The organism is Pedobacter sp. MR2016-19, from assembly GCF_014947265.1.
GTDB lineage: Bacteria > Bacteroidota > Bacteroidia > Sphingobacteriales > Sphingobacteriaceae > Pedobacter.
In genome coordinates, this window is record NZ_JADCNK010000007.1 from 162698 (window position 1) to 185596 (window position 22899).

The 22899-nt window shown below is 40.8% G+C and carries 9 protein-coding genes; 6 read left to right on the plus strand and 3 right to left on the minus strand.

All coding sequences use genetic code 11. The features are described from left to right. Positions 1–11 precede the first annotated feature (11 nt). On the minus strand, positions 12–1787 hold the full coding sequence (locus IM793_RS11980; protein ID WP_227256228.1) for a rhamnogalacturonan lyase: 1776 nt from the start codon (positions 1785–1787) through the stop codon (positions 12–14). A 584-nt stretch (positions 1788–2371) separates the two neighbouring features. Between IM793_RS11980 and IM793_RS11985 the strand changes: the two genes are divergently transcribed. Beyond that, positions 2372–4372, plus strand: coding sequence for an alpha-L-arabinofuranosidase C-terminal domain-containing protein (locus tag IM793_RS11985; protein WP_193421595.1), 2001 nt, complete (start codon positions 2372–2374; stop codon positions 4370–4372). A gap of 16 nt (positions 4373–4388) precedes the next feature. Continuing rightward, positions 4389–5927 (plus strand): alpha-N-arabinofuranosidase, encoded by a 1539-nt coding sequence (locus tag IM793_RS11990; protein WP_193421597.1) that lies wholly within the window; start codon positions 4389–4391, stop codon positions 5925–5927. Between the two features lie 149 nt (positions 5928–6076). Here IM793_RS11990 and IM793_RS11995 read toward each other — a convergent pair whose 3' ends face one another. Further along, positions 6077–8422, minus strand: a complete 2346-nt coding sequence (locus IM793_RS11995; RefSeq protein WP_193421599.1) for a glycoside hydrolase family 127 protein — start codon at positions 8420–8422, stop codon at positions 6077–6079. 21 nt (positions 8423–8443) lie between these two features. Continuing rightward, complete coding sequence (locus IM793_RS12000) at positions 8444–9817, minus strand: rhamnogalacturonan acetylesterase (RefSeq protein ID WP_227256229.1); 1374 nt, start codon at positions 9815–9817, stop codon at positions 8444–8446. Positions 9818–10560: 743 nt separating this feature from the next. On the opposite strand from IM793_RS12000, the gene IM793_RS12005 reads away from it, so the two are divergent. From IM793_RS12005 to IM793_RS12020, 4 genes are read left to right on the plus strand one after another with little or no spacing between them, the layout of a single operon-like run. Next, positions 10561–17601 (plus strand): type I polyketide synthase, encoded by a 7041-nt coding sequence (locus IM793_RS12005; protein WP_193421601.1) that lies wholly within the window; start codon positions 10561–10563, stop codon positions 17599–17601. 23 nt (positions 17602–17624) lie between these two features. Then, entirely contained in the window at positions 17625–21860 is a 4236-nt protein-coding gene (locus IM793_RS12010; RefSeq protein ID WP_193421603.1) for a type I polyketide synthase, read from the plus strand. Then, positions 21848–22144: an acyl carrier protein gene (locus IM793_RS12015; RefSeq protein ID WP_193421605.1), complete on the plus strand. Its 297-nt coding sequence runs from the start codon at positions 21848–21850 to the stop codon at positions 22142–22144. The genes IM793_RS12010 and IM793_RS12015 overlap by 13 nt, the downstream gene beginning before the upstream one ends. Next, positions 22132–22896, plus strand: coding sequence for an alpha/beta fold hydrolase (locus IM793_RS12020; RefSeq protein WP_193421608.1), 765 nt, complete (start codon positions 22132–22134; stop codon positions 22894–22896). Before IM793_RS12015 ends, IM793_RS12020 begins: the two co-directional genes overlap by 13 nt. Positions 22897–22899 lie beyond the last annotated feature (3 nt).

Consider the following 22899-nt stretch of genomic DNA (forward strand, 5'->3'; position numbering starts at 1 on the left):
ATGGTACTTAATTAGTGCTTTGGAGGTTCTACAAGTGTGATATTGGGTTTTGGTGCTTTCTTCATTCCGAAGCCGAAATAAAAGCCGGTATGTGGCGGTTGGTTGTAGCCATCGTTTTGCCAGGCGATACTTAAACGGTACTGCGGATCGTGCATTAAAGTATAATTGCGGTGTACTGTCGGTATTGTGGTGGTATAAATACGTAAACTTTGATTGTCATACGACCTTAAGATCAGTTCTTCACGCCAATCGCCAAAAATATCGGCACTTAATGCTGGTGTAGATTTGGTTCCGTTGTTAGCAACAGCTCCATCAGCCGTAAAAAGCCTGCCGCCATTGTATTTATCAATGTGGTTTGCATCTAAAAGTTCTCTCGATAAATCACCGTCCCAATAAATCAAAAAATTAGTTGACCTTGGCTGATCCCCAATTCTATTGCCTTTTATATCATATAATCCGTTAGATCCCGACCACCACATTTGCGCACCGAAACGACTATTGTCAATATTATCGGCTACTCCCCGGCCTACATCCTCGTCGGGTGATCCTTTCCATAATATTTCGCCGGTTTTCGCATCGTAAACGGCCACACCAGGCCCTTTTGTACCTTCTTCTATTTCATGGATACCAAAAACTTCTAAACCAGGGTGTTCCGGATCAAGATCTGAAACATGCATGGCGTCACCGTGCCTCAATCCTGTGGTATATAATCCCTTCCCATTATCATCCACACACATTGAACCGTAAATGATCTCATCCTTTCCATCACCATCTACATCTGCAACCGTAAGATTGTGGTTCCCTTGACCCGAAAATGAATTTTTAGCGTTTTTGGTATCAAATACCCATCGGGAAGTTAGTTTACCATTGCGCCAGTCCCAGGCCGCCAAAACCGTTCTGCCGTAATAACCTCTGCACATCACTACACTTGGATGAATACCATCTAAATAGGCCACGCAGGCATTAAACCGATCTACCCGGTTACCAGAATTATCGTTTTTTCCGTTTCCACCTTTGCCTCCCCAGGCACCAATATTGCCGCGGGCTGGAATATAATCTGTTGTGGCTAATGCCTCTCCGGTTTTACCGCTAAATACAGTCAAAAATTCAGGACCATCCAATATTTTACCGTTCGCGTTGCGCCAATCTTTAGTCGCATCGCCAATTACTTTTCCTTTGCCATCTACCGTTCCGTCAGCAGTTTTACATACCATTTCGGCAATGCCATCGCCATCCAGATCGTACACCATAAATTGAGTATAATGTGCCCCTTCGCGAATGTTTTTCCCTAAATTAATCTCCCACAAAAAAGTGCCGTCTAATTTATAAGCCTGAAAAATCGGCGGATCGGTAATACCGTTTGATGAGTTATCCCTGCTCCGGCCAGTTTGATGCAATACAATTTCATATTCACCATCTCCATCTAAATCGCCTACTGAAGCATCGTTAGGCGTGTAACCTGCTGGTGTTTTTAAAGGAATCGTTAAATATTGCTGAATAGGTGGTTTGGCTGGCAACCTGAAAGGTTTACTGGCTTCTAATTCAGTGCCTTTTAAAATCGGTTTTACAAAATAGCTATTCGGAAGGTCGAATTTAACTCCTGAATCAACAAAATTAGTGCTACTGGTAATGGGATCGTGATTGAGTTTTATCGCTTCATTATTTCCGGATTTGCGGTATAAATTAAAAGCAATTTCATCGGCATCGGTACCCAGCATCCGCCAACCTACATAAACAGAATCGTTATTTTGACGCACTGCAATTACACCACGGCCCAGTTTTTCCATTTGGCGCTGGCCGAAAAGCTGAGTCGCAAAGAACAAGCTGATTATGAAGCAGGAAACTGTAATGGTTTTGGTCATCATGGCTTGTGTACAAGCTTAATTAAAAAATAGAATCGATTCATGGTTTATTAAACTTTATAGGCAGTCTTGGCCAATATAGCTACTCTTTTATCGGTAATTACAATGGGCTTGATCAATACCAGAATATCTAAGAAACGAAGGCTCATCAATGCATGATTTGGTTAGTAAATTTAACAACTGCCGGGTAACCGCTATTAAAGATTTATGTCCAATGTAAATAGTATATTTTTAAGGCGCATCCTGTAGTATCCTGCTTTTCGAAAATGGCAATAAGCTATAATCAAGATTTCTGCAAAAAAAATTTAAACATTAAGCAAAATTCACTTTACTGAAGCCATTTATACTTTCCATTTATATTTCTTTGCTTAATCTCATTTTCGCTAATGCAAAGATTGTAGAATTTAAAAACAAAATAGCTGAAAAAGAAAAAAAATAAATGTTTAGTTAACGTTTATTATTTTAAATATTTTACTTTTACCTTTAGGATCTTCCAAATATTAAACCGTATGAAATTAAATTACCCTGTAAAAAGTGTGTTTTCGGCATGCATAGCGTATGCAATTGGAATTGGCTATACTACAGAAGTGCAGGCACAAACTGCAAAAGTGATCAAAGTTAAAACAGACCATTCTATTGCCAAAGTGCAACCGAATATGTGGGGTGTTTTTTTCGAGGATATTAACTTTGGCGCCGATGGTGGTATTTATGCCGAACTCATCAAAAACCGCTCTTTCGAATTTGCAAAACCGCTAATGGGCTGGACGATCCAGCGGAAAAAACAGCAAGAAGGCGAAATATTGGTGGTAAACCGCAAAGAGGTAAACACTGCAAATCCCAGATATTTACAGGTAAAAAAACAAACCGACGATTTTGAACTGGTAAACGAAGGATTTAAAGGTATCGGTGTAAAAAAAGGATTACGCTACGATTTTTCATTGATGTACCGTCAATCAACTCCGGGTGTTAAACTCGTGCTGTTGTTAAAAGATTCGAACAATAAAATTATTGGACAAGGAAGTTTAACACCTGATCAAACAGGTAGCGACTGGAAAAAACAATCAGCTAGTTTTACCGCTACTGAAACCGATCCAAAAGCTAAATTCTCCATTCTGTTTCAAGGAAAAGGAAACATTGATCTGGACATGATTAGCCTTTTCCCTGGCGATACCTGGAAAAACCGTCCACAAGGATTAAGGGCAGATATGGTGCAGTTATTGGCTGATATGAAACCCGGTTTTATCCGTTTCCCTGGTGGCTGTATTGTAGAAGGCACAGATCTGGCCAACCGTTACCAATGGAAAAAAACCATTGGCCCGATTGAAAACAGACAATTGATTATTAACCGCTGGAATACTGAATTCGCAAATCGTTCAGCACCAGATTATTACCAGAGTTTTGGTTTAGGCTTTTTCGAATATTTCCAACTGGCAGAAGATATAGGCTCAGATGCCTTGCCGATATTAAATTGCGGTATGGCTTGTCAGTTTAACTCCGCCGAAGTAGCCTCACTTGACGAACTTGATCCTTATGTACAAGATGCTTTAGACCTGATTGAATTTGCCAATGGCGATGTAACTACCAAATGGGGAAAAATGAGGGCAGATCTTGGTCATCCAAAACCTTTCAATTTAAAAATGATGGGGGTTGGCAACGAAAACTGGGGACCACAATACCTGGAAAGGCTAGCCATTTTCACCAAAGCCATAAAAGCCAAATATCCCGATTTTAAACTGATCAACAGCTCAGGAACCGATCCTGAAGGCGATCGCTTTAACTTATTGAATACTACTTTAAGAAGCAATAATGCAGACTTTATTGATGAACACTATTACCGCTCTGCCGATTGGTTTTTAAAAAATGCTGGCCGTTACGATAACTACCCAAGAAACGGATCGAAGGTTTTTGTTGGAGAATATGCAGTACATGCAGACAATAGTATAGTTGGAAGTAACCGCAATAACTGGCAAAGTGCACTGGCTTCGGCTTCATTAATGACAGGTTTGGAGCGCAATGCCGATGTGGTACAAATGGCCTCTTATGCCCCGCTTTTCGCTAATATTGATGCCTGGCAATGGGCACCAGATATGATCTGGGTAGATAACCTGAAATCGTACGGAACACCTGACTATTATGTACAGAAACAGTTTTCTACCAATAAGGGAACGGATGTAGTTGCAATTACGCTTGACGAGAAGAACATTATCGGTCAGGATGGCCTTTATGCTTCTGCCGTAACCGATCAGGCTAAAAAAGAACTAATCATTAAAATTTCCAACAACTCCGATCAATCGCAGAATATTGACTTTGATCTTGAAGGGAAAATGAAATTAAAAAATAAGGCCACTAATGAGGAAATAGCGAACAGCAACCTTAAACAGGTTAATTCTTTCGAAAATCCTGAAGCGGTAAGCCCGAAAAAGAGCACGATTAACCTAAAAGGCAAAAAATTAAACATCGCGTTAAAACCTTACTCTTTTAACGTGATCAAAATCCCATTTAACCAATAGACTTAACGAGATCATGATGAAAAAACTTCTCTTATCTGCAGCCCTATTCTGCAGTTCGATTTTAGTGCATGCACAAAATGAAACCCAGTTAACCATTAAACCTGCAGGCGATCAAGTGGTGAGCAAGCACATTTATGGTCATTTTTCGGAACATCTGGGCCGCTGTATTTATGATGGATTTTGGGTGGATGAAAATTCGACTATCCCTAATAAAGGTAGAATAAGATTAGACATTGTTGAGGCATTAAAAAAGATAAAAGTTCCGAACTTGCGCTGGCCGGGAGGTTGTTTTGCTGATGAATACCATTGGAGAGATGGCATTGGACCGAGAAACCAACGTCCGAAAATGGTTAACACCAACTGGGGCGGCGTAACAGAAGACAATAGTTTTGGTACACACGAATTTCTGGATCTTTGCCAGATGCTCGATTGCGAACCTTACATTGCAGGTAATGTAGGCAGCGGAACAGTTGAAGAAATGGCCAAATGGGTAGAATATCTGAATTTTGATGGCGTAAGTCCGATGACGGCTATTCGCAGCCAAAATGGAAGAGAAAAACCATGGAAAGTTTCTTTCTGGGGCGTAGGTAACGAAAGCTGGGGTTGCGGTGGCAACATGACACCTGCTTATTATTCTGATTTATACCGCAGGTATGCCACTTATGCACGCAACTATCCGGGTGCTCCGCTAAAAAGAATTGCCAGTGGAGCCAATTCAGGTGATTACAACTGGACAGAAACCTGTATGAAAAATATTGGCGACCAAATGTGGGGATTAACTTTACACTATTACACCATCCCAACAGGAAACTGGAGCAAAAAAGGATCAGCCACTAAATTTGATGAAGCACAATACTTTTCGACCATGAAAAACTGCTTACATATGGAAGAACTGGTAAGCAAACACTCCGCAATAATGGATAAATACGATCCTAAAAAGAAAGTTGCTTTAGTGGTTGATGAATGGGGAATCTGGACAGATGTAGAACCTGGAACTAACCCTGGTTTCTTGTATCAGCAGAACAGTTTACGCGATGCTTTAATTGCAGGAACGACCTTAAACATCTTTAATAACCACTCCGATCGTGTTAAAATGGCCAACCTGGCACAAACTGTAAATGTGCTACAGGCTTTAATCCTAACTGAAAAAGACAAGATGATCCTTACGCCTACTTATCATGTTTTTGATCTGTACAAAGTGCATCAGGATGCCAAGTATTTACCAATTGCCTTTACCAGTCCTGATTATGTGGTAGGTGATCAAAAAATCCCTGCCTTAAACGTTTCTGCTTCGCAGGATGCCAGTGGCGCCATTCATATTTCTTTGGTTAATTTAGATCCTAACAAAAAAATTGCCTTGAGTACGGTTTTAGATGGCTTGAAATGGAGCACAGTTACAGGACAGATTTTAACCTCAGCTAAACTAACTGATGTAAATACATTTAACGATTTGAACAAAGTGCACAATGCAAAATTTACAGGCGCAAAAAAATCAGGCAATTCATTAAAAGTAGAATTACCTGCTCAATCTGTTGTTGTACTGGAATTAAAATAATTTAGTCAGGACAAGAGAGTTTAACACCTTGTCCTGATTCATGAAATAATTAATATGGCTTTTTGGATGATTGTTATCGGGGCCTTTTAATGCTGAAGCACAATCTCCCCTTCCGTGGTCTGTATATCCACAGACCACATCAGCATAATCTATTTCACCAACCTCACTTCATATATATTGGCAATAGCCGATCCCTGATCGGCAACAAATTTTACTTCTACATCTGCTTTTAACAGCGCTTTTGGAATCTGATATTCCTGAGTATAAAAAACATCACCCTTGCTCCCATCTAACTTTACATTTTCAACGGTAACACCATTAATCAGAATAGAGAAACTTTTGTTCTTTTCCTTTCCGAAATATGTTAAACGGAGCTTATTTCCGGATAGGTCTTTATTTTTAAGTACATAACTAAACCATGCTTTCCCATTTCTGAAATGCCTTTCCTGAAACGTTCCGTTATCGGTTAGTTCACCTTTAAAATTGTGGTCAGACTCTGGCTGCTGCTCTCCCGTATTGATCAGATCGACGGTTTCCTGTTCAATCTTCATCTTTTCTTCTTCAGCCAACTTAATCGCCTTTGCACGTTCCGGCAATGCCTCAGCGCTACTGTAAGGAAAATAAACTATATACCGTTTTTCGGCCAGGGTATAAAAAGGAACTAATTTTAAGGATTTGTATTTTGGTTGATAGATTGCATTCCGGGCATTGAAAGTTAAACTGCTTTTATCTGCCAAGGTAATTTCATTTGCCAGCATATTTTTAGCCCCGGTAACCAATGGTGCATCGCTGATCGGAAATAAAGTACCCGAAGCAATATGCCCCATCCTGCTGCCATCAGCGGTTAAATTCGGCTGTTTTAAAGTATCCACTGCCGCAGCAAGTACAATCGGTCCACGGAGAAAGGCTACCCAATCAGAACCATCGGGCATAAACTCCGTAGTGGTATGCATTGGCAGAGCAATATTAACAACGTCGCCTGTACTCCAGATACGATCGATACTGGCATAACCATTTGCTTCGCTTTTAACGGTTACTTTTTTTCCATTTACCAACACAGCCATTTTCACATGTTCTACCCAGGCAGGCTGGCGGAAATGTAAGGCAAAACGTTGTTTGTTTTTTAACTGCAGTTTGATTGTCGTGTTCTCAGCATCTGGAAAAAGTGTTTGCTGTACAAGCTGAATACCTTTTTCTTTCCAATTTAAGGTTGAAGGGATAAAAAGGTTCACATATATATCATTCGAACCGTGTGCATAAATCAGTTCTCCATATTTGCCATGGTTCTCCAATCCTGAACCTACACAACACCAGAAACTTTCCTGCGGATTAGAATAGGTACGGTAATGCCCTGGCCGCATTGGTGTAAAATACACAAAACCACCTTCCGGCCTTTGCGAAGAAAGGATATGATTGTAAAGTGTACGTTCGTAATAATCTAGATAGGTGTTTGAAGGAGCGGCCAAAAACAACTGTTTAGTAAGTTTCAGCATGTTGTAAGAATTGCAGGTTTCGGGCCCTTCGCGCGACTCTGTCATCGAAGAAAAGTCATTGGCGGGATGAAAATGTTCTCTTACGCTATTTCCACCAATGGCTACTGTTCTATGTTCTACTACCGTTTTCCAAAAAAAAGCAGCTGCATTTGCCCAGGCAGCATCTTTATCCAGTAAAGCAATCTGCTCAAAACCAATCACTTTCGGAATCTGCGTATTTGCATGTAAACCGTTCAGGGCATCCGTATTTTTTAATAGTGGATTTAGGATGGATTGATCCGAAAATCGTTTTGCCAGTTGAAGATATTTCTGGTTACCAGTTATCGCGTAAACATGAGCGAAAGTTTCATTTAATCCACCATGCTCACTTTTTAATAATTCCTGTATCTGCTGATCGGATAAATTGGAAACCAAGTCTACACACCAATCAGTTAGTTTAATAAGCATCTGCTTTGCTTTCGCATTACCCGCAACTGCATACGCATCGTACAGCCCCGCATAAATTTTATGGATATTATATAAAGGTACCCATTTTCCATTTAACGAAAAACTGGATGATTTGATATTTCCGGCTTTAATCTCTTTCCAGATTTCCTTGCCGCCCGGGATTCCGGCCAGATATCCATCTCCATTTTGGCGCTGACATTTATCCAATTCGGCAATCATATATTCCATCCGCTCCTTCACCTTGGCATCGCCGGTGGAAGCATACATTAAAGCCAGGGCCGACAAATAATGTCCGCCGATGTGCCCATCTAAACCGGTGTTTTCCCAGTTACCATAAGATGCTGCTTTGGGTTTTAGTCCTGCCTCCCTTAAATATGGCGCCAGAAGTCTGTCTGCATCCAGCGATAGCATGTATTTTTTATCGGTTTCCTGGGCCTGTTTAAAGGGGCCTGCAAGCAAACGGACTTCTGATAAACTAAATGGCTGCAATGCAGTTTGCCCGAAAACAGTTCCGCATAGGGCGGTAATCAAAACGACAGTTATTATTTTTTTCATCTTTTTAGGTAATATTTTGTTCTAATTTCCATCTGGCTTAAGCACACTACTTTTAGGGCTCTCCGGCCAGTGCAAGTTTGCAGGATCATCTGGTTTTGCAGGATCGAATTTTGGTAAATCATTTACCAGATATTTTGCAATCCCCAATTGCTGTTCTTTAATGCCTAAGATCATACACTTTGCAATTTCATAAGCGCCATAAGGGTTAAAGTGCGTGTTATCGGCCAATGCCTTATCCTGGCCTGGATAACTGTTGGCCGGATAATGGACAAAGGCTTTTTTTGATGGCTCTTCACCTAATGCATTAAACAAAACTGATGTCATCGCATTCAGATCAATCAAAGCCACTTTCTCTTCGGCAGCAACCTTCCGTGCTGCGTCAGGAAAATCGCCTAGAGAATTTACAATTTTCCCATCTGCACCAAAAGATCTTCTGCTGGTTGAGGTAACCACCACCGGAATTCCACCTTTTTTCTTCACTTCCGAAATAAATGTTTTTAATCTTTCGGTATAAGATTTATAGGCACCATCATTTGGTCCTTTATCTTTTTGGTCATTGTGTCCAAATTCGATAAACAGGTAATCGCCAGGCTTCATTACACTTAAAATCTTAGCTAAACGTTTGCTACCCAAAAACGTACCTAATGTTAATCCCGATTCAGCATGGTTAGCAATGGCAACTCCTGGTTTAAAAAACCTTGGAATCATTTGCCCCCACGATGCCCAGGGTTCATCATCCTGATTTACCACTGTCGAATTCCCTGCGAGGAAAACAGTAATCTGATCCTCAACTTTCGTAATTTCGAGTGCCTGTAAGGCAGTTTGATGATCAAATTCCAAAGTCAGTTTATCATCCCAATCAAGTTTGTTGAGTTCCCGCGGCTTTAGCGAAACCACTTGCCCGCCAGCAATATGTTTATCTTTAATATTTACAATAAATGTTTTCGTTATCGACTGCCCTGCCCTTGTTTTTACATTTTCGAGCATCAACCTTCTCGATTCGGCTTTTACTGTACTTAACATTGCCACCTTCGGATCGCCAAGTGTTACCTTGATTTTGTAATTTCCTTCGGGCACCGAAACTGAAAAATAAAATGGTTTATTGCTTTTAACCAGATCCGAAGTTAAACGATTCTTCCCGTCATAATTTATACCTTCAACTTTCGAATCAAAATCAAAACCAAAGCCTTTTTCTTTACTGTAAGCATCATCAGGTAAAACTTGTGTATAACCTTTAACAACCTTTCCAGATCCGAAATCGAAATTGTAACTGTTTTTTTCCTGCGCCTGTGACAGATTGACAATCAAACCAAAGAAAATAAATGGTTTAATAAACTTTTGAATGCTCATATCGTTCGGATTTGCTGCAAGATCTGGCGCAATGGTTTTATCCATTCAGACCGTTTTCTCATAAAAATTGACATCTGGCTAATTAAGCGTCATAATGACGATTATCATACGAATATATAAAAACAATTTCCATTTAAAATGAGAATGAACAGCGTTTTTAAAATTTTACGCGGTTTTTCATTAAATGCGCATCATCAACAAACACCAAAAACAACAAAAACCATATTTAAAACACTAATTAATAATACAAAAATAATCAATTGATAATGCGATATAAATTTCTTCAATTTTTAATTAAAAATTTCTAAGCTTAAGAAATATTAATCAATAAGACCAAAAGCTCCATTTCACTAACTTAAATCAATAAAAATTTAATTTTTTTCGAAAAAAAAATCAACACAAAATGTATAAAATCAAGCAATTACAAAAAATAATTTATAAATTAACCCATTATTAATACTAACTCAACACAGTCTCGATTCTTTTGTATATAAAATTTATATAAAAAATAAAAAGAAAGACAATTGAAAATATTAACAAGAATTTTGTTCTTAAAATTCATTTTTTAATGAAAAAACAAGGCATTTTTTAAGCTATTGTTCAGTTCATTCATTTATAAATTTTTAAAACAAATTACTTATAATATCACTATATTAGTGATATTAATCATACAAATTATTTTTAGCCCTAAAAAGCTTTGTAATTCTGTATTACGGCCGACATAAAGAACCATTATGTTCCGCTTAAATCATCCACCAAACAGAAGATTAGAATTAAAATCTAAAGCCATGAATAAACACGCCATTATTGGAGTAACTCCCTTCGAAATTCCTGATAGTAGATTGGTTTCCAATTTACAAAAAGCAGATTGCTTTCCGGTTCTCAGTCTTGGGTACAGTAAAAATGAAGCCCAAAAATCCCTTCAAGAAGTTATAGAATTAGCTATTGCAGATTTCGGCGTAAGCATCAATTCATTAGAATTAGCAGACATTGATCTTCCCACCCAGGTAAGTTTAATTATTTTACCTTATGATTTCGTACTAAAACGTAAAACATCAGCAAAAATTTTCTATCAGGTTTTTGATCTGGAGTCGGCACGGGTTGCGCAAGCTAACGGTGCCGATGGGATTATAATAAAAGGTAATGAAGGCACTGGTCGTGTGGCTTACGAATCTTCTTTTGTTCTTTTTCAGCGGATTATTAAAGAAATCACTTCCATTCCGGTATGGGTTCAGGGTGGCGTTGGCATCCATACAGCTGCCTCTTTAATGGCTCAAGGCGCAACAGGAATCATTTTAGATAGTCAACTCGTGTTATTCCCTGAATGCTCAGCTCCTGAAGATTTAAAAACTGTTTGTGGTAAATTAAGTGGAACTGAAACCAAACTGATCGATAATTGCCGTGTATTGGCCCGTCCTAATTCACCAGCATTGGCAGAGGATATAAATTATAATGGTCTTCAACAGTACTTTAAAGGTTACGACCTGGAAGCAAACTACCTTCCAATGGGTCAGGACATCAGCCTGTCGATTGATCTGGTAACGAAATACAAAAAGCTCGATAAATTGGTTTTTGGCATAAAAGAAGCCATTTATGGCCACTTAAAACAAGCCAAAGCCATTAATATCATCAAGGCAGGCAATCCATTAGCTAAAGATTTAAACATCACCTACCCTATTGCACAAGGTCCAATGACCAGGGTAAGCGATGTAGCGCCATTTGCCAATGCTGTTTCAGAAGCTGGCGCCTTATCGTTTATAGCGTTATCCTTGCTAAAGGGTGCATCGGCAAAAAACCTGATCGAAGAAACCAAAAAACTGGCTGGCGAAAAAACCTGGGGTGTAGGTATTTTAGGTTTTGCACCACAAGAGCTTAGAGATGAGCAACAGGAATATATATTAAATGCGAAACCTCCTGTTTTACTAATTGCAGGCGGAAGGCCATCGCAGGCTAAACCCTTCGAAAAAGCAGGGATCAAAACTTTTCTCCATGTGCCCTCTGCTTCTCTTTTAGATATGTTTTTAAAAGAAGGCGCAAAACGTTTCGTATTCGAAGGCCGGGAATGTGGCGGACATGTTGGCCCGCTATCCAGCATGGTGCTGTGGGAAAAACAAATCGAACGTTTATTAAAAGAAGAAAATCCTGAAAGCATTAGTATTTTCTTTGCCGGTGGCATCCATGATGCTTTTTCTACCGCTTTTATTTCGGTGATGACTGCTCCTTTGGCTGCCAAAGGAATGAAAATCGGTGTATTAATGGGCACGGCTTATTTATATACCAGAGAGGCCGTAAGTACTGGTGCAATTTTAGATAAATTTCAGCAGGAAGCCATGCAAGCGAACGAAACCGTTTTGCTCGAAACTGCTCCGGGACACGAAACAAGGTGTTTAAATTCTTCATTTGCCACTTTCTTTAACGAAGAAAAAAAGAAACTTCAGGCAGAAGGCATGGATAAAAAAGAAATCTGGGCAAAACTGGAAACCCTAAATGTTGGACGTTTACGTATTGCTGCAAAAGGGATAGAAAGACGTGGCGATGAACTCGTAAAAATTAATGAGACGGAACAAACTGATTTGGGCATGTACATGATCGGTCAGATTGCACCTATGCATAAAGAAGTGATGTCATTGCTCGATCTTCATCAGGATGTAGCAGACAATAATTACACACATATTTTAAGCGCTAAACTTTCTTCACCTCCTGAAAATAAAACCAAAGCTTTAGATGTTGCCATTGTGGGTATGGCTTGTATTTTCCCCGGAGCAAAAAATCTTGAAGAATACTGGCGTAACATCATTTTGGGCAAAGATTCGGTAACAGAAGTACCAGATGAAAGATGGAACAAAGAATTGTATTACAATCCTGATTCTACTGCCGGCGATATGTCGCACTCTAAGTGGGGCGGTTTTATTCCGAGAATAGATTTTGATCCTTTAGAATTTGGCATTCCGCCACAATCGCTTGCGGCCATAGAGCCCACCCAATTGTTAACCTTAATGGTGGCTAAACAGGCCATGCAGCATGCAGGTTATGCCGAGGGCGGTGTGGATAATGAAAATGTTTCTGTAATTATCGGTGCAGAGGGCGGAAACGACCTGGCTAACAGTTATAGTTTCAGGGGCTTTTATAAACAGGTTTTTGGCGAAATGCCTGCCGAGTTAGACGCGGCCTTACCAAAAACAACAGAAGATTCTTTCCCCGGCATTTTGGCGAATGTAATTTCGGGCAGGATCACCAACAGGTTAAACCTTGGTGGCAGAAATTACACCGTTGATGCGGCTTGTGCTTCATCTTTGGCAGCAATCGATCTGGCCTGCCAGGAGCTATTTTTAGAGAAATCGGATATGGTTTTGGCTGGTGGAGCAGATCTTCACAATGGCATCAATGATTACCTCATGTTCTCGAGCACGCATGCGCTATCTAAAAAAGGGCGATGCGCCACTTTTGATACCGAAGCTGATGGAATTGCACTTGGTGAAGGGATTGCCATGATTGTATTAAAAAGATATGATGATGCTTTACGTGATGGCGACACCATTTATTCTATTATTAAAGGTGTTGGAGGATCGAGTGATGGAAAAAGCCTTGGTTTAACTGCTCCACGCAAAAATGGACAGGTAAATGCCTTAGAAAGGGCTTACAGCCAGGCTGGAATTACCCCGTCACTGGTTGGTTTGGTAGAAGCGCACGGTACAGGTACAGTTGTAGGCGATAAAACTGAAATCAGTGCATTGACCGATATGCTTAACCAATCGGGTGCAACCGCCGGGCAAACACATTTAGGCTCTGTAAAAACGCAGATCGGCCATACCAAATGTGCCGCGGGAATTGCCGGTTTAATAAAAGCAACCCTATCCGTTTACCATGGAATAAAACCACCAACCATTAATTTAAAAACACCAAATAGCATTTATAATGCACAAACCAGTCCTTTCGCTTTCCATACTGAAGCGGGTTTATGGATGGAAGAAAAACGATATGCAGGTGTAAGTGCCTTTGGTTTCGGTGGAACAAACTTCCATGCAGTACTGGAAAGTGCACAGAATACGGAAAATAAAAATTCGATCTTGAAATCATGGCCTTCCGAACTTTTTGTTTTCAGGGGGGATACTTATGAAGAGGCCAAAAACCGCGTAATTTCGGTAAAAAACCTCTTAGAAATAAACGATCAGATCGAACTGAAAGATATTGCGTATAGCCTTGCAACAGTCGATACCAAACCTGTTCAATTAAGCATCGTTGCCAACCATGCAGAAGACCTGGTCATGAAAATCGACCTGGTTTTATCTGGCGTAGAAAGCAAAGATACCTACCTCACTAAAAAACAGGACGGTAAAGTTGCCTTTATGTTCCCAGGGCAAGGTAGCCAACGCGTAAACATGGCCAGAGATCTTTTCGTTGTTTTTCCGGAAATGAGAAAACTGCTGACTGCTTATCCTGAATACGAAAAAATCCTTTTCCCTAATACTGTATTTAATGAGGCTGATGCAAAAGCACAAAAAGAACGAATTAAAGATACCCGCATGGCACAACCGTTATTGGGTATCGTCGATCTTGCAATCGCTAACTTCTTAAAATCATTAGGAATTGTACCTGATATGGTTGCAGGCCACAGTTATGGCGAATTGCCTGCACTTTGTTTTGCTGGTGCTTTTGAAGACGAAGCTTTGGTTTACCTGAGTGCTGAACGGGCACAATCTATTTTGAATGCCGTAGAAAACGGCGATCCGGGCACCATGCTCGCCGTGAGTGCAAAACAGGAAGATCTTTCACAATACATGGGCGGCATCAAAGACGTTTATCCGGTAAACTTTAATGCGCCAACACAATGTGTAATTGCAGGTAGTACTGCAGCCATTGGCCAATTGGCAGCAGTGCTAAAAGAAGCTAAAATTTCTTTCCGTCCGCTTGAAGTAGCCTGTGCTTTCCATAGTCCGTTGGTGGCCAAATCGAAAGCACTTTACCAGGAAGTACTATCTGGTATAAACTTCAGCGATCTGAAAATCCCCGTATGGTCTAACACCACGGCAAAAGAATACCCCGTTAAAGCTGCAGCAGTTAAAGAACGTTTAACTGACCATTTGATAAAACCTGTCCTTTTTGTTGATGAGCTAAGGGATATGTATGCTGCCGGAGCCAGGGTTTTCGTAGAAGTTGGCCCTGGCAAGGTGCTAAGCGGTTTAACCAAATCGTGCATCGGTAAAGATGAAGTGATTTTACACACCGAAGATCAAGGCCAGAACAAATTGAGCAATTTATTGGGCACGTTGGCCGGCTATATGGCTACGGGCCGTGAAATCAAGCTTGAAAAATTGTTCGAAGGCCGCTCAGTTAAAACCATCAAACTGGAAGAGCCTTCAGCTTATAAAAAAAGTCCTGCCATCTGGTACGTAAACGGCCAACACGCTGTTCCATCAACAGGTAAACTTCCGGCAAATGGTGCATCCCCTATTACTAAACCGATTATCCTTATGAATAACACCTCTACACTAACTGAAAATCAAACCGTTAATGGCTCTGCCAAAGACTTAATGATGCAGGAGTACCTGCACAGCATGAAAATGCTGATTCAGGCACAACGCGATGTGATGCTTTCCTTTTTAGGACAGGCTCCTGCAATGCCTTCACAAATCATTAATCAACCCCTGGCCTCCTATCAGGCACCCCAACCGGTCCGCATTGAAAATCAGATCATGGTAAAACAGGAAGTGCCACAAGTGCAAACCATCGAAGTAATAATACCTGTGGTTGCACAAAAAGATTTAAAACTGGTGCTTTTACAAATTGTAAGCGATAAAACTGGCTATCCGCAGGAAATGCTGGGTATGGAAATGGATCTTGAGGCTGATTTAAGCATCGATTCGATTAAACGTGTAGAAATTATCGGTGCTTTGCGTACAGAATTGGGTGGTTTTTCTCAATTGAGCCTTCCGGAAGATAAAATTATGGAGCAGCTTGCAGGCCTTAAAACCTTAAGCAGTCTTGTAAACTGGATGACCGAAAATACCGAACAGCCAAAATCAGCTCACGCTCCTATTCTGGTAACCCCGGCAACAAGTCAGGCCGAACCTGCAAAATTTTCGTTGGACCAGTTAAAATCAGCCATTCTTGATATAGTGAGTGAAAAAACCGGCTATCCAAAAGAAATGTTAGGCATGGAGCTAGATCTTGAAGCCGATTTAAGCATCGATTCGATCAAAAGAATGGAAATTATCGCGTCGCTTAAAGAAAAAATCGGGTTTGGTTCACAGGGCGATCAGGCTGACGATTTAATGGAGAAACTAGCTGCAATTAAAACTTTAAATGCGCTGGTTAACTGGATTGCTAATGTTGAAGCAGAAAGTTCGGAGGTGCTTACAGAAGCAAAAAAGCTTATTGAGGAGAGCATCGATAATCAAACGGTTAGAGAAAAATTATCCCGTTTAAGATTTGAGCTGACTCCTGCTGCACTTACCATTACTGAAGCAGCCATTTTAAAAGGGCAACGTTTTGCCTTAACTGATGATGGCGGAGGCCAGGCGATCAAAATCAAAAAAGTGCTGGAGAAACATGGTGCCATTGCCGATCTGGTGAACTTTGAAGATTCATTGGATGGCTATCAGGGCCTTATTATCCTGAACATGTTCGAAGCACAGCAAAAAGTGGGTATTCTCGATCATTTCGCCACCATTAAAAAACTAAACTTTGATACCGTAAAATGGGTATACCTGATTGCAGATACCAAACAATATTTTAACGATCAATCGGATATTTCTTTCTTGAGAAATTACCAGGGTTACTCTGGTTTCTTTAAAAGTTTAGATCGTGAATACGAACATACCAAATGCCGTTTCATCAGTCTGGAAACCAAAATGTCTCCAGATGAAATCACCAATATTACCTTAAACGAAATCCTCAATCCAGATAAACCTTCGGAAATCATTTACAATGACCATAAAAGACACATTATGGAATTGGTACCACACCAGTTGAGCACCGAAACCGATGCACATATCCACCTGGATAAAGATGCCGTAGTGATGGTTTTAGGTGGTGCACAAGGGATTACGGCTGAATTAATGATCCACTTTGCGAAAGATTATCCTTGCAGATACATATTAGTAGGCCGTTCGGCAAACCCCATCGCCTCTGCAAATGAAGCCAGTTCTTCATTAAAAACCAAAGACGAGATCAGGCAATATATAATTAAGCAGGGTGAAATTAAAAAACCTGCCGAAATAGAACAGGAAACAAACAGAATCTATAAAAACAACCAGATTTTACGTTGCATTGCAACTTTAGAAGAAGGTGGATCTACGGTAGTTTACGAATCGCTGGACCTTAAAGATGAAGAAGCTTTGACCCGCTTAATCAACCAGGTTTACGAAGATTACGGACGTATTGATGGCGTAGTACATGGTGCAGGTTTACTGGAAGATAAATTGTTCCATAATAAAACTTCCGAATCATTTGGACGAGTTTTCGATACCAAAGTAACCCCATTAAGGGTATTGGCGGAGCAATTACGACCAGAAACCCAGTTTGTAATTCTTTTCTCGAGTATTGCTTCTGTTTATGGAAATCGCGGACAAACCGATTATGCTGCTGCAAACAGTGTGATGGATAAATATGCCTGGGCCTTAAAACAGAAGATTCAAGGTAAGGTAATGGCCATAAACTGGGGTCCGTGGAAAGGTGCAGGTATGGTTTCACCAACCCTGGAGAAAGAATATCAACGCAGGGGAATTGCCCTGATTCCTTTAGAGGATGGTATGGAAACTTTCTTAAACGAACTTAAATATGGTAAAGAAAGCCAGGTATTAATCATGGCCGGAAACACCTGGACATAGAAAATCGCATAACCAAACAGCAGATGAAGAAAAGCGACGTAGCAATTATTGGAATGTCATGCATTTTTCCGGGTGCGAAAGATATGCAGACCTTTTGGGAGAACATTATCAACCGGGTAGATTCTACGCAAGCAGTTCCGGCCGACCGGATTGACCCTGTACATTTTGATAAAACGGTAAGTGGAGTAGATCGTTTTTATTGCAATAGGGGTGGTTTTATACCTGATCATCAGTTTGATCCGCAACGTTTCGGCATTTTACCGCTGGCTGTTGAAGGTACCGAACCTGATCATCTGATAACCTTAGATCTTGTTCATCAGGCATTGGAAGATGCAGCCGTATTTGAAAAAAAATATTCCCTTGATAAAACAGGGATCATTATCGGCAAAGGCAATTATGTAGGGCCCGGGGCAACCAGAGCCATCGAAATTGTAAGAACTGGCGAACAGATTTCGAGCGTTTTGAAAGATTTGATGCCACAACTTACCGAAGCCGAAATTGAAAAGGTGAAACACGAATTCCAATTGCGTAAAGGTCGCTTCAGTGCCGATACCGCAATGGGCCTGATTCCTAATTTAGTGGCCTCACTGGTAGCCAACCGCCTCAATTTAGGCGGACTAGCCTTTACTTTAGATGCTGCCTGTGCCAGTTCGCTTATTGCAGTTGACCATGGCGTACAGGAGCTAAATAATGGCCGTTGCGACATGATTATTGCAGGTGGTGTGCACTTAGGTCAGAATGCAGCCTTTTGGAGTATATTTTCTCAACTTGGTGCTTTATCAAAACAAGAAAAAATTAAACCATTTGACCAAAGCGCTGATGGATTGATTATTGGCGAAGGTTGTGGTTTCGTCGTGCTTAAACGCTTAGAAGATGCCATCAGGGATCAGGACAAAATCTATTCGGTAATTAAAGGCGTTGGCATCAGCAGCGATGGCAGCGGGGCCAGTGTAATGAGTCCATCGGTTAAAGGCCAGTTGAAAGCCATTACCGAAGCGTGGAAAAACGCAGAACTGGAAAGTAAAAATATCGGCTATTTAGAAGCTCACGGTACAGGTACACCACTTGGCGATAAAACCGAGATAGAAACCTTAAAACAGTTTTTCGGTCAGGATGCCGATCTGCCAAAGGCCGGTATCGGTTCCGTTAAATCAAATATCGGCCATGCCATGCCCGCAGCAGGTATTGCAGGCTTGATTAAATCGAGTTTAGCACTCTATCATGGCATTATCCCGCCTACTTTACATTGCGATGAGCCTGTAACACAGCTGGCCGAAACCCGTTTTTCTGCGGTGCAAAAGGCTACAGACTGGAATCAATCAGGCTTACCAAAACTGGCAGCCGTAAACGCATTCGGTTTTGGCGGAATCAATGCACATGTGGTTTTAAGTGCTTACGAAACCCCTAAAAAAGATGAGGTTTTGGTTATGGCAAGGCCTAGTCATGAGGCTTTGATCGAGTCATTAGAAGATGGAGATTACAGCAATGGGGATGGAAATTTCCGCCTGGTATTATTTAACCCTAGTCCTGAAAGAATCAAAAAAGCCTTAAAAATTGTAGCTAAAAATTCTCCCTGGAGAAATAAACAGGATATCTGGTATACCAATTCACCGCTATTGGCGAATGATGGAAAAATAGCTTTTGTTTTCCCGGGTTTAGATGGACTTGCTGGCGGAGAAATTAAATCGGTAGCTGATTATTTCAAAATTAATATCGAAGAAAACGAAAAACAGGATGGTCTTTTAAGCGAGGCACTCAACATACTCAACAAAAGCAGCGTTTTAGATCAGGCTTTAAAGCAATTGGGTATCAAATCTGATATGAATGCAGGCCACAGCCTTGGCGAATGGCTTGCGGCAAGATCTTCAGAACTGGCAGAAGAAAGTTCGGTAATGAATTTGCTGAATGTGCTCAATCCAGAAACCTTTGAACTGAAAGATTCGCGTTTTATTGCTGTGGGCTGTGGTTTAGATACCCTTCAACCCATTATCGAAAGCATTCCTGACTTATACCTTTCTAACGATAACTGCCCGCAACAGGTCATCCTCTGTGGCAGTAAAATGGCGCTGGATGAACTGGTACCGATTTTAAAAACGAAACAGATTTTCCATCAGATTTTGCCATTCCAATCAGGTTTCCACTCGCCATTTGTAGCTGATAAATTGGGATTGATCCTCGAAGGTATGCAGGATATGCAGTTCCGGAAAACCACTACACCGCTTTGGTCGGCTACTACTTTAGAAACTTACCCCGAAGGTTTTGAAGCCATCCGCCAGTTAAGCGCTGAACATTTAATTAAACCGGTACGTTTTCGTGAACTTACCGAAAAACTGTATAACGAAGGTGCACGTGTTTTTATCCAGGTGGGTTCAGGTGGTTTAGTTGGTTTTATCGACGATACTTTAAAGGGAAAAGAAATCAGCACCATCACTGCAAATGTGCCGATCCGTTCGGGCATTACCCAGCTGCAAAGAGTTTTGGCTGCGCTTTTTATTGAAGGAAAAGAAATCGGCCTGAGTTATTTGGGTAACGTCAAATCTACTCCTCCACAAAAAAACAAAGGCATTAAACTCGATTTGGGCTCACCAATTATCCATAACCTGCAAACGCTTAAGGGTTTAACCATTAAACAAACTCAACCTGTACAGTCCAAAACTTTTGTCGAAGCCAAACATCCGGTTTTACAGGCTTTTAATGAGAATGTAATGGAGATGATCAATATGCAAAGTGAAATGATTAATCTTTTCGAAAATGCAGCGTTACAAGTCGATCAACCGAGTAACTGGGCGCCAGCTAAACCAATAAAACCTGTAAGACAGCCCTTTAGCCAAAAGCTTGATGTGAGCCTGGACAATTGTCCTTACCTGATTGACCATTCACTCTTGAGGCAACCAAAAGGATGGCCAACGGTTGAAGATATGGATCCGGTAATCCCAATGACCATGATTTTCGAAGTATTTGCTGAGATTGCCAATGCGCAATCGCCAGAAGAAAAGGTACAAAAAATCATGAACATGCGGGTTTTCCAATGGATGAATGTGGTTAAGCCTTTTCAGGAAACCGTAACTGGCGAATGGAAAGATGAGCAAAGGATTTACCTTAATCTGGAGCGTTTTGCCAATGCAGAAGTGCAGCTGGCTTCACAATTAAATCCTGCTCCGGATAGAACTTTCGATATTGGAAAATTATTGGAAATCGATCGTACTTCCGTACAGATTTACGATGCCCACATGTTCCACGGACCGGATTACCAAGGCATTAAAAAACTGATCGCCGTTGGCGAAAAAGGAATTACAGGCATTATTGAAGCATCAGGCGGCAAAGGTTCCTTGCTTGATAATGCTGGCCAATTGTTTGGTTTATGGCTTCAACTCACTTTAGAAAAAGATAGGATTGCTTTCCCGGTTAAAATCCAGGAGATAGAATTTTTCGGCGATATGGCCGACCAGAAAGGGCAATTCGAATGTACCTGCGTACTCACTGAAATTAACGATGAATTTGCCACTGCCGATATCGTAATGAAACGAGATGGCATTACCTGGCTCATCATTACAGGCTGGCAAAACCGCAGGCTCGAAATAGACGAACCACTTTGGAACGTTTCGATGTCGCCGCTCCACAACCGCTTATCAGAAGAAGTGGCATCTGGTGTTTTTCTTTTTAGCAACGCTTACTCGCGTGTGGTATCCTGGGATTTTATCCTTAAAAGATATTTCAACCAAACAGAGAAGAAACATCATCAAAACCTTTTACCCAATAAAAGAAGAACCTGGATGATCAGTCGCGTAGCGGCAAAAGATGCCGTTCGGAATTTATTAAATACACAGAAAAATCAGGCCTGCTACCCCATCACTTTCGAAATTTATTCTGATGAGCAACGCAAACCTTATGTTAAAGGGGGTTTAACAGAAAACATCAATATTTCCATTGCCCACAAAGGAACTGATGCTGTTGGCATAGCCCGTTTTAACGAAGCTGTTGGTATTGATATCGAACATATTGAAGAGCGCAGCGCTGGCTTCTTCGACCTTGTGTTTAACGATCATGAAATGGCCCTGCTTGAAAGCCGCGACAAAATTGAATGGGCAACCCGCTTTTGGGTAGCTAAAGAAGCCTATGGAAAATACCTGGGCAAAGGCTTACAGGGCAATCCAAAAGCCTACACCGTTGAAGAAATTAATGGCGAAGAATTACGCATCAATAACATCAAAATCAAAACAATCAAACATAAAAACTATATCATCGGATGGACACTATAACTACAAAATTAAGCAGCGAAGAAATCTTCAACCTCATGAAACAATTTATCACCGAAGTAATCGGCGAAGAGTTTGTTGAAGAAATGGATATCACCCCCGAAAGTTCTTTCACCAAAGACCTTGAAATGGACAGCATCGAAATTGTATCTTTTTCCGAAAAAATCAAAGCTCATTTTGGTGAACAGATCGATTTTACGGGCTGGTTATCATCAATGGATCTGGATCAGTTGATCAACTTAAACTTAGGCATGATCATCTCTTACATCGAAGCATGCCAATCGTAACGGTAAACGGCAAATCGGTTCACATTCAGGAGCTCAATAAAGAAGCTACTGAAAGCATCGTCCTGGTTCACGGGATGTTTAGTAACCTGTCTGTCTATTATTTTAGTATTGCACCCCTACTCGCCACAAAATATCACGTGGTACTTTATGATCTGAAAAGCCATGGCATGAGCGAAAAGGCTTTAACAGGCTACGATCTGGAGAGCATGACCAACGACCTGCTTGCATTGATGGAAGAGTTAAAGCTGCAAAAAGTGAATTTGGGTGGTTATAGTTTCGGTGGATTGATTGCTTTAAAAATGGCTATCCGCTTCCCCGAACGAATTAACAAACTGGCCGTGATTGAAGCGCCAGATCCTAATGACGATAAAACAAGGGGAATAATTGATGAATATAGCCGTGAGTTTTTAGAACATTACGTCGAAAATTTTACCGATACTACTAAAGTAAAAATGGGTAAAAGGCAGATGGAGCGTAACCACCGCATGTACGAGTACCTCTTTTATCAAACTTCAATTAAAACCGACATGGAGCTGGAGAAAGATTTTTTTGACAGCCCGGAGATCGAAACTATAAAAAAGGCCACCCTGTTGCTTTATGGTACCGATTCCAATTGTCTCCATGCAGGCAAACAGTTAGATGGGGCGATTGAAAATGCGTCGTTAATTGCCGTTCCAGGTGACCATAATATTCCGATCCAGCAACCATTGGTAATCGCTGAAGCATTGTTAAACTTCTTTCAGGAAACATAAATT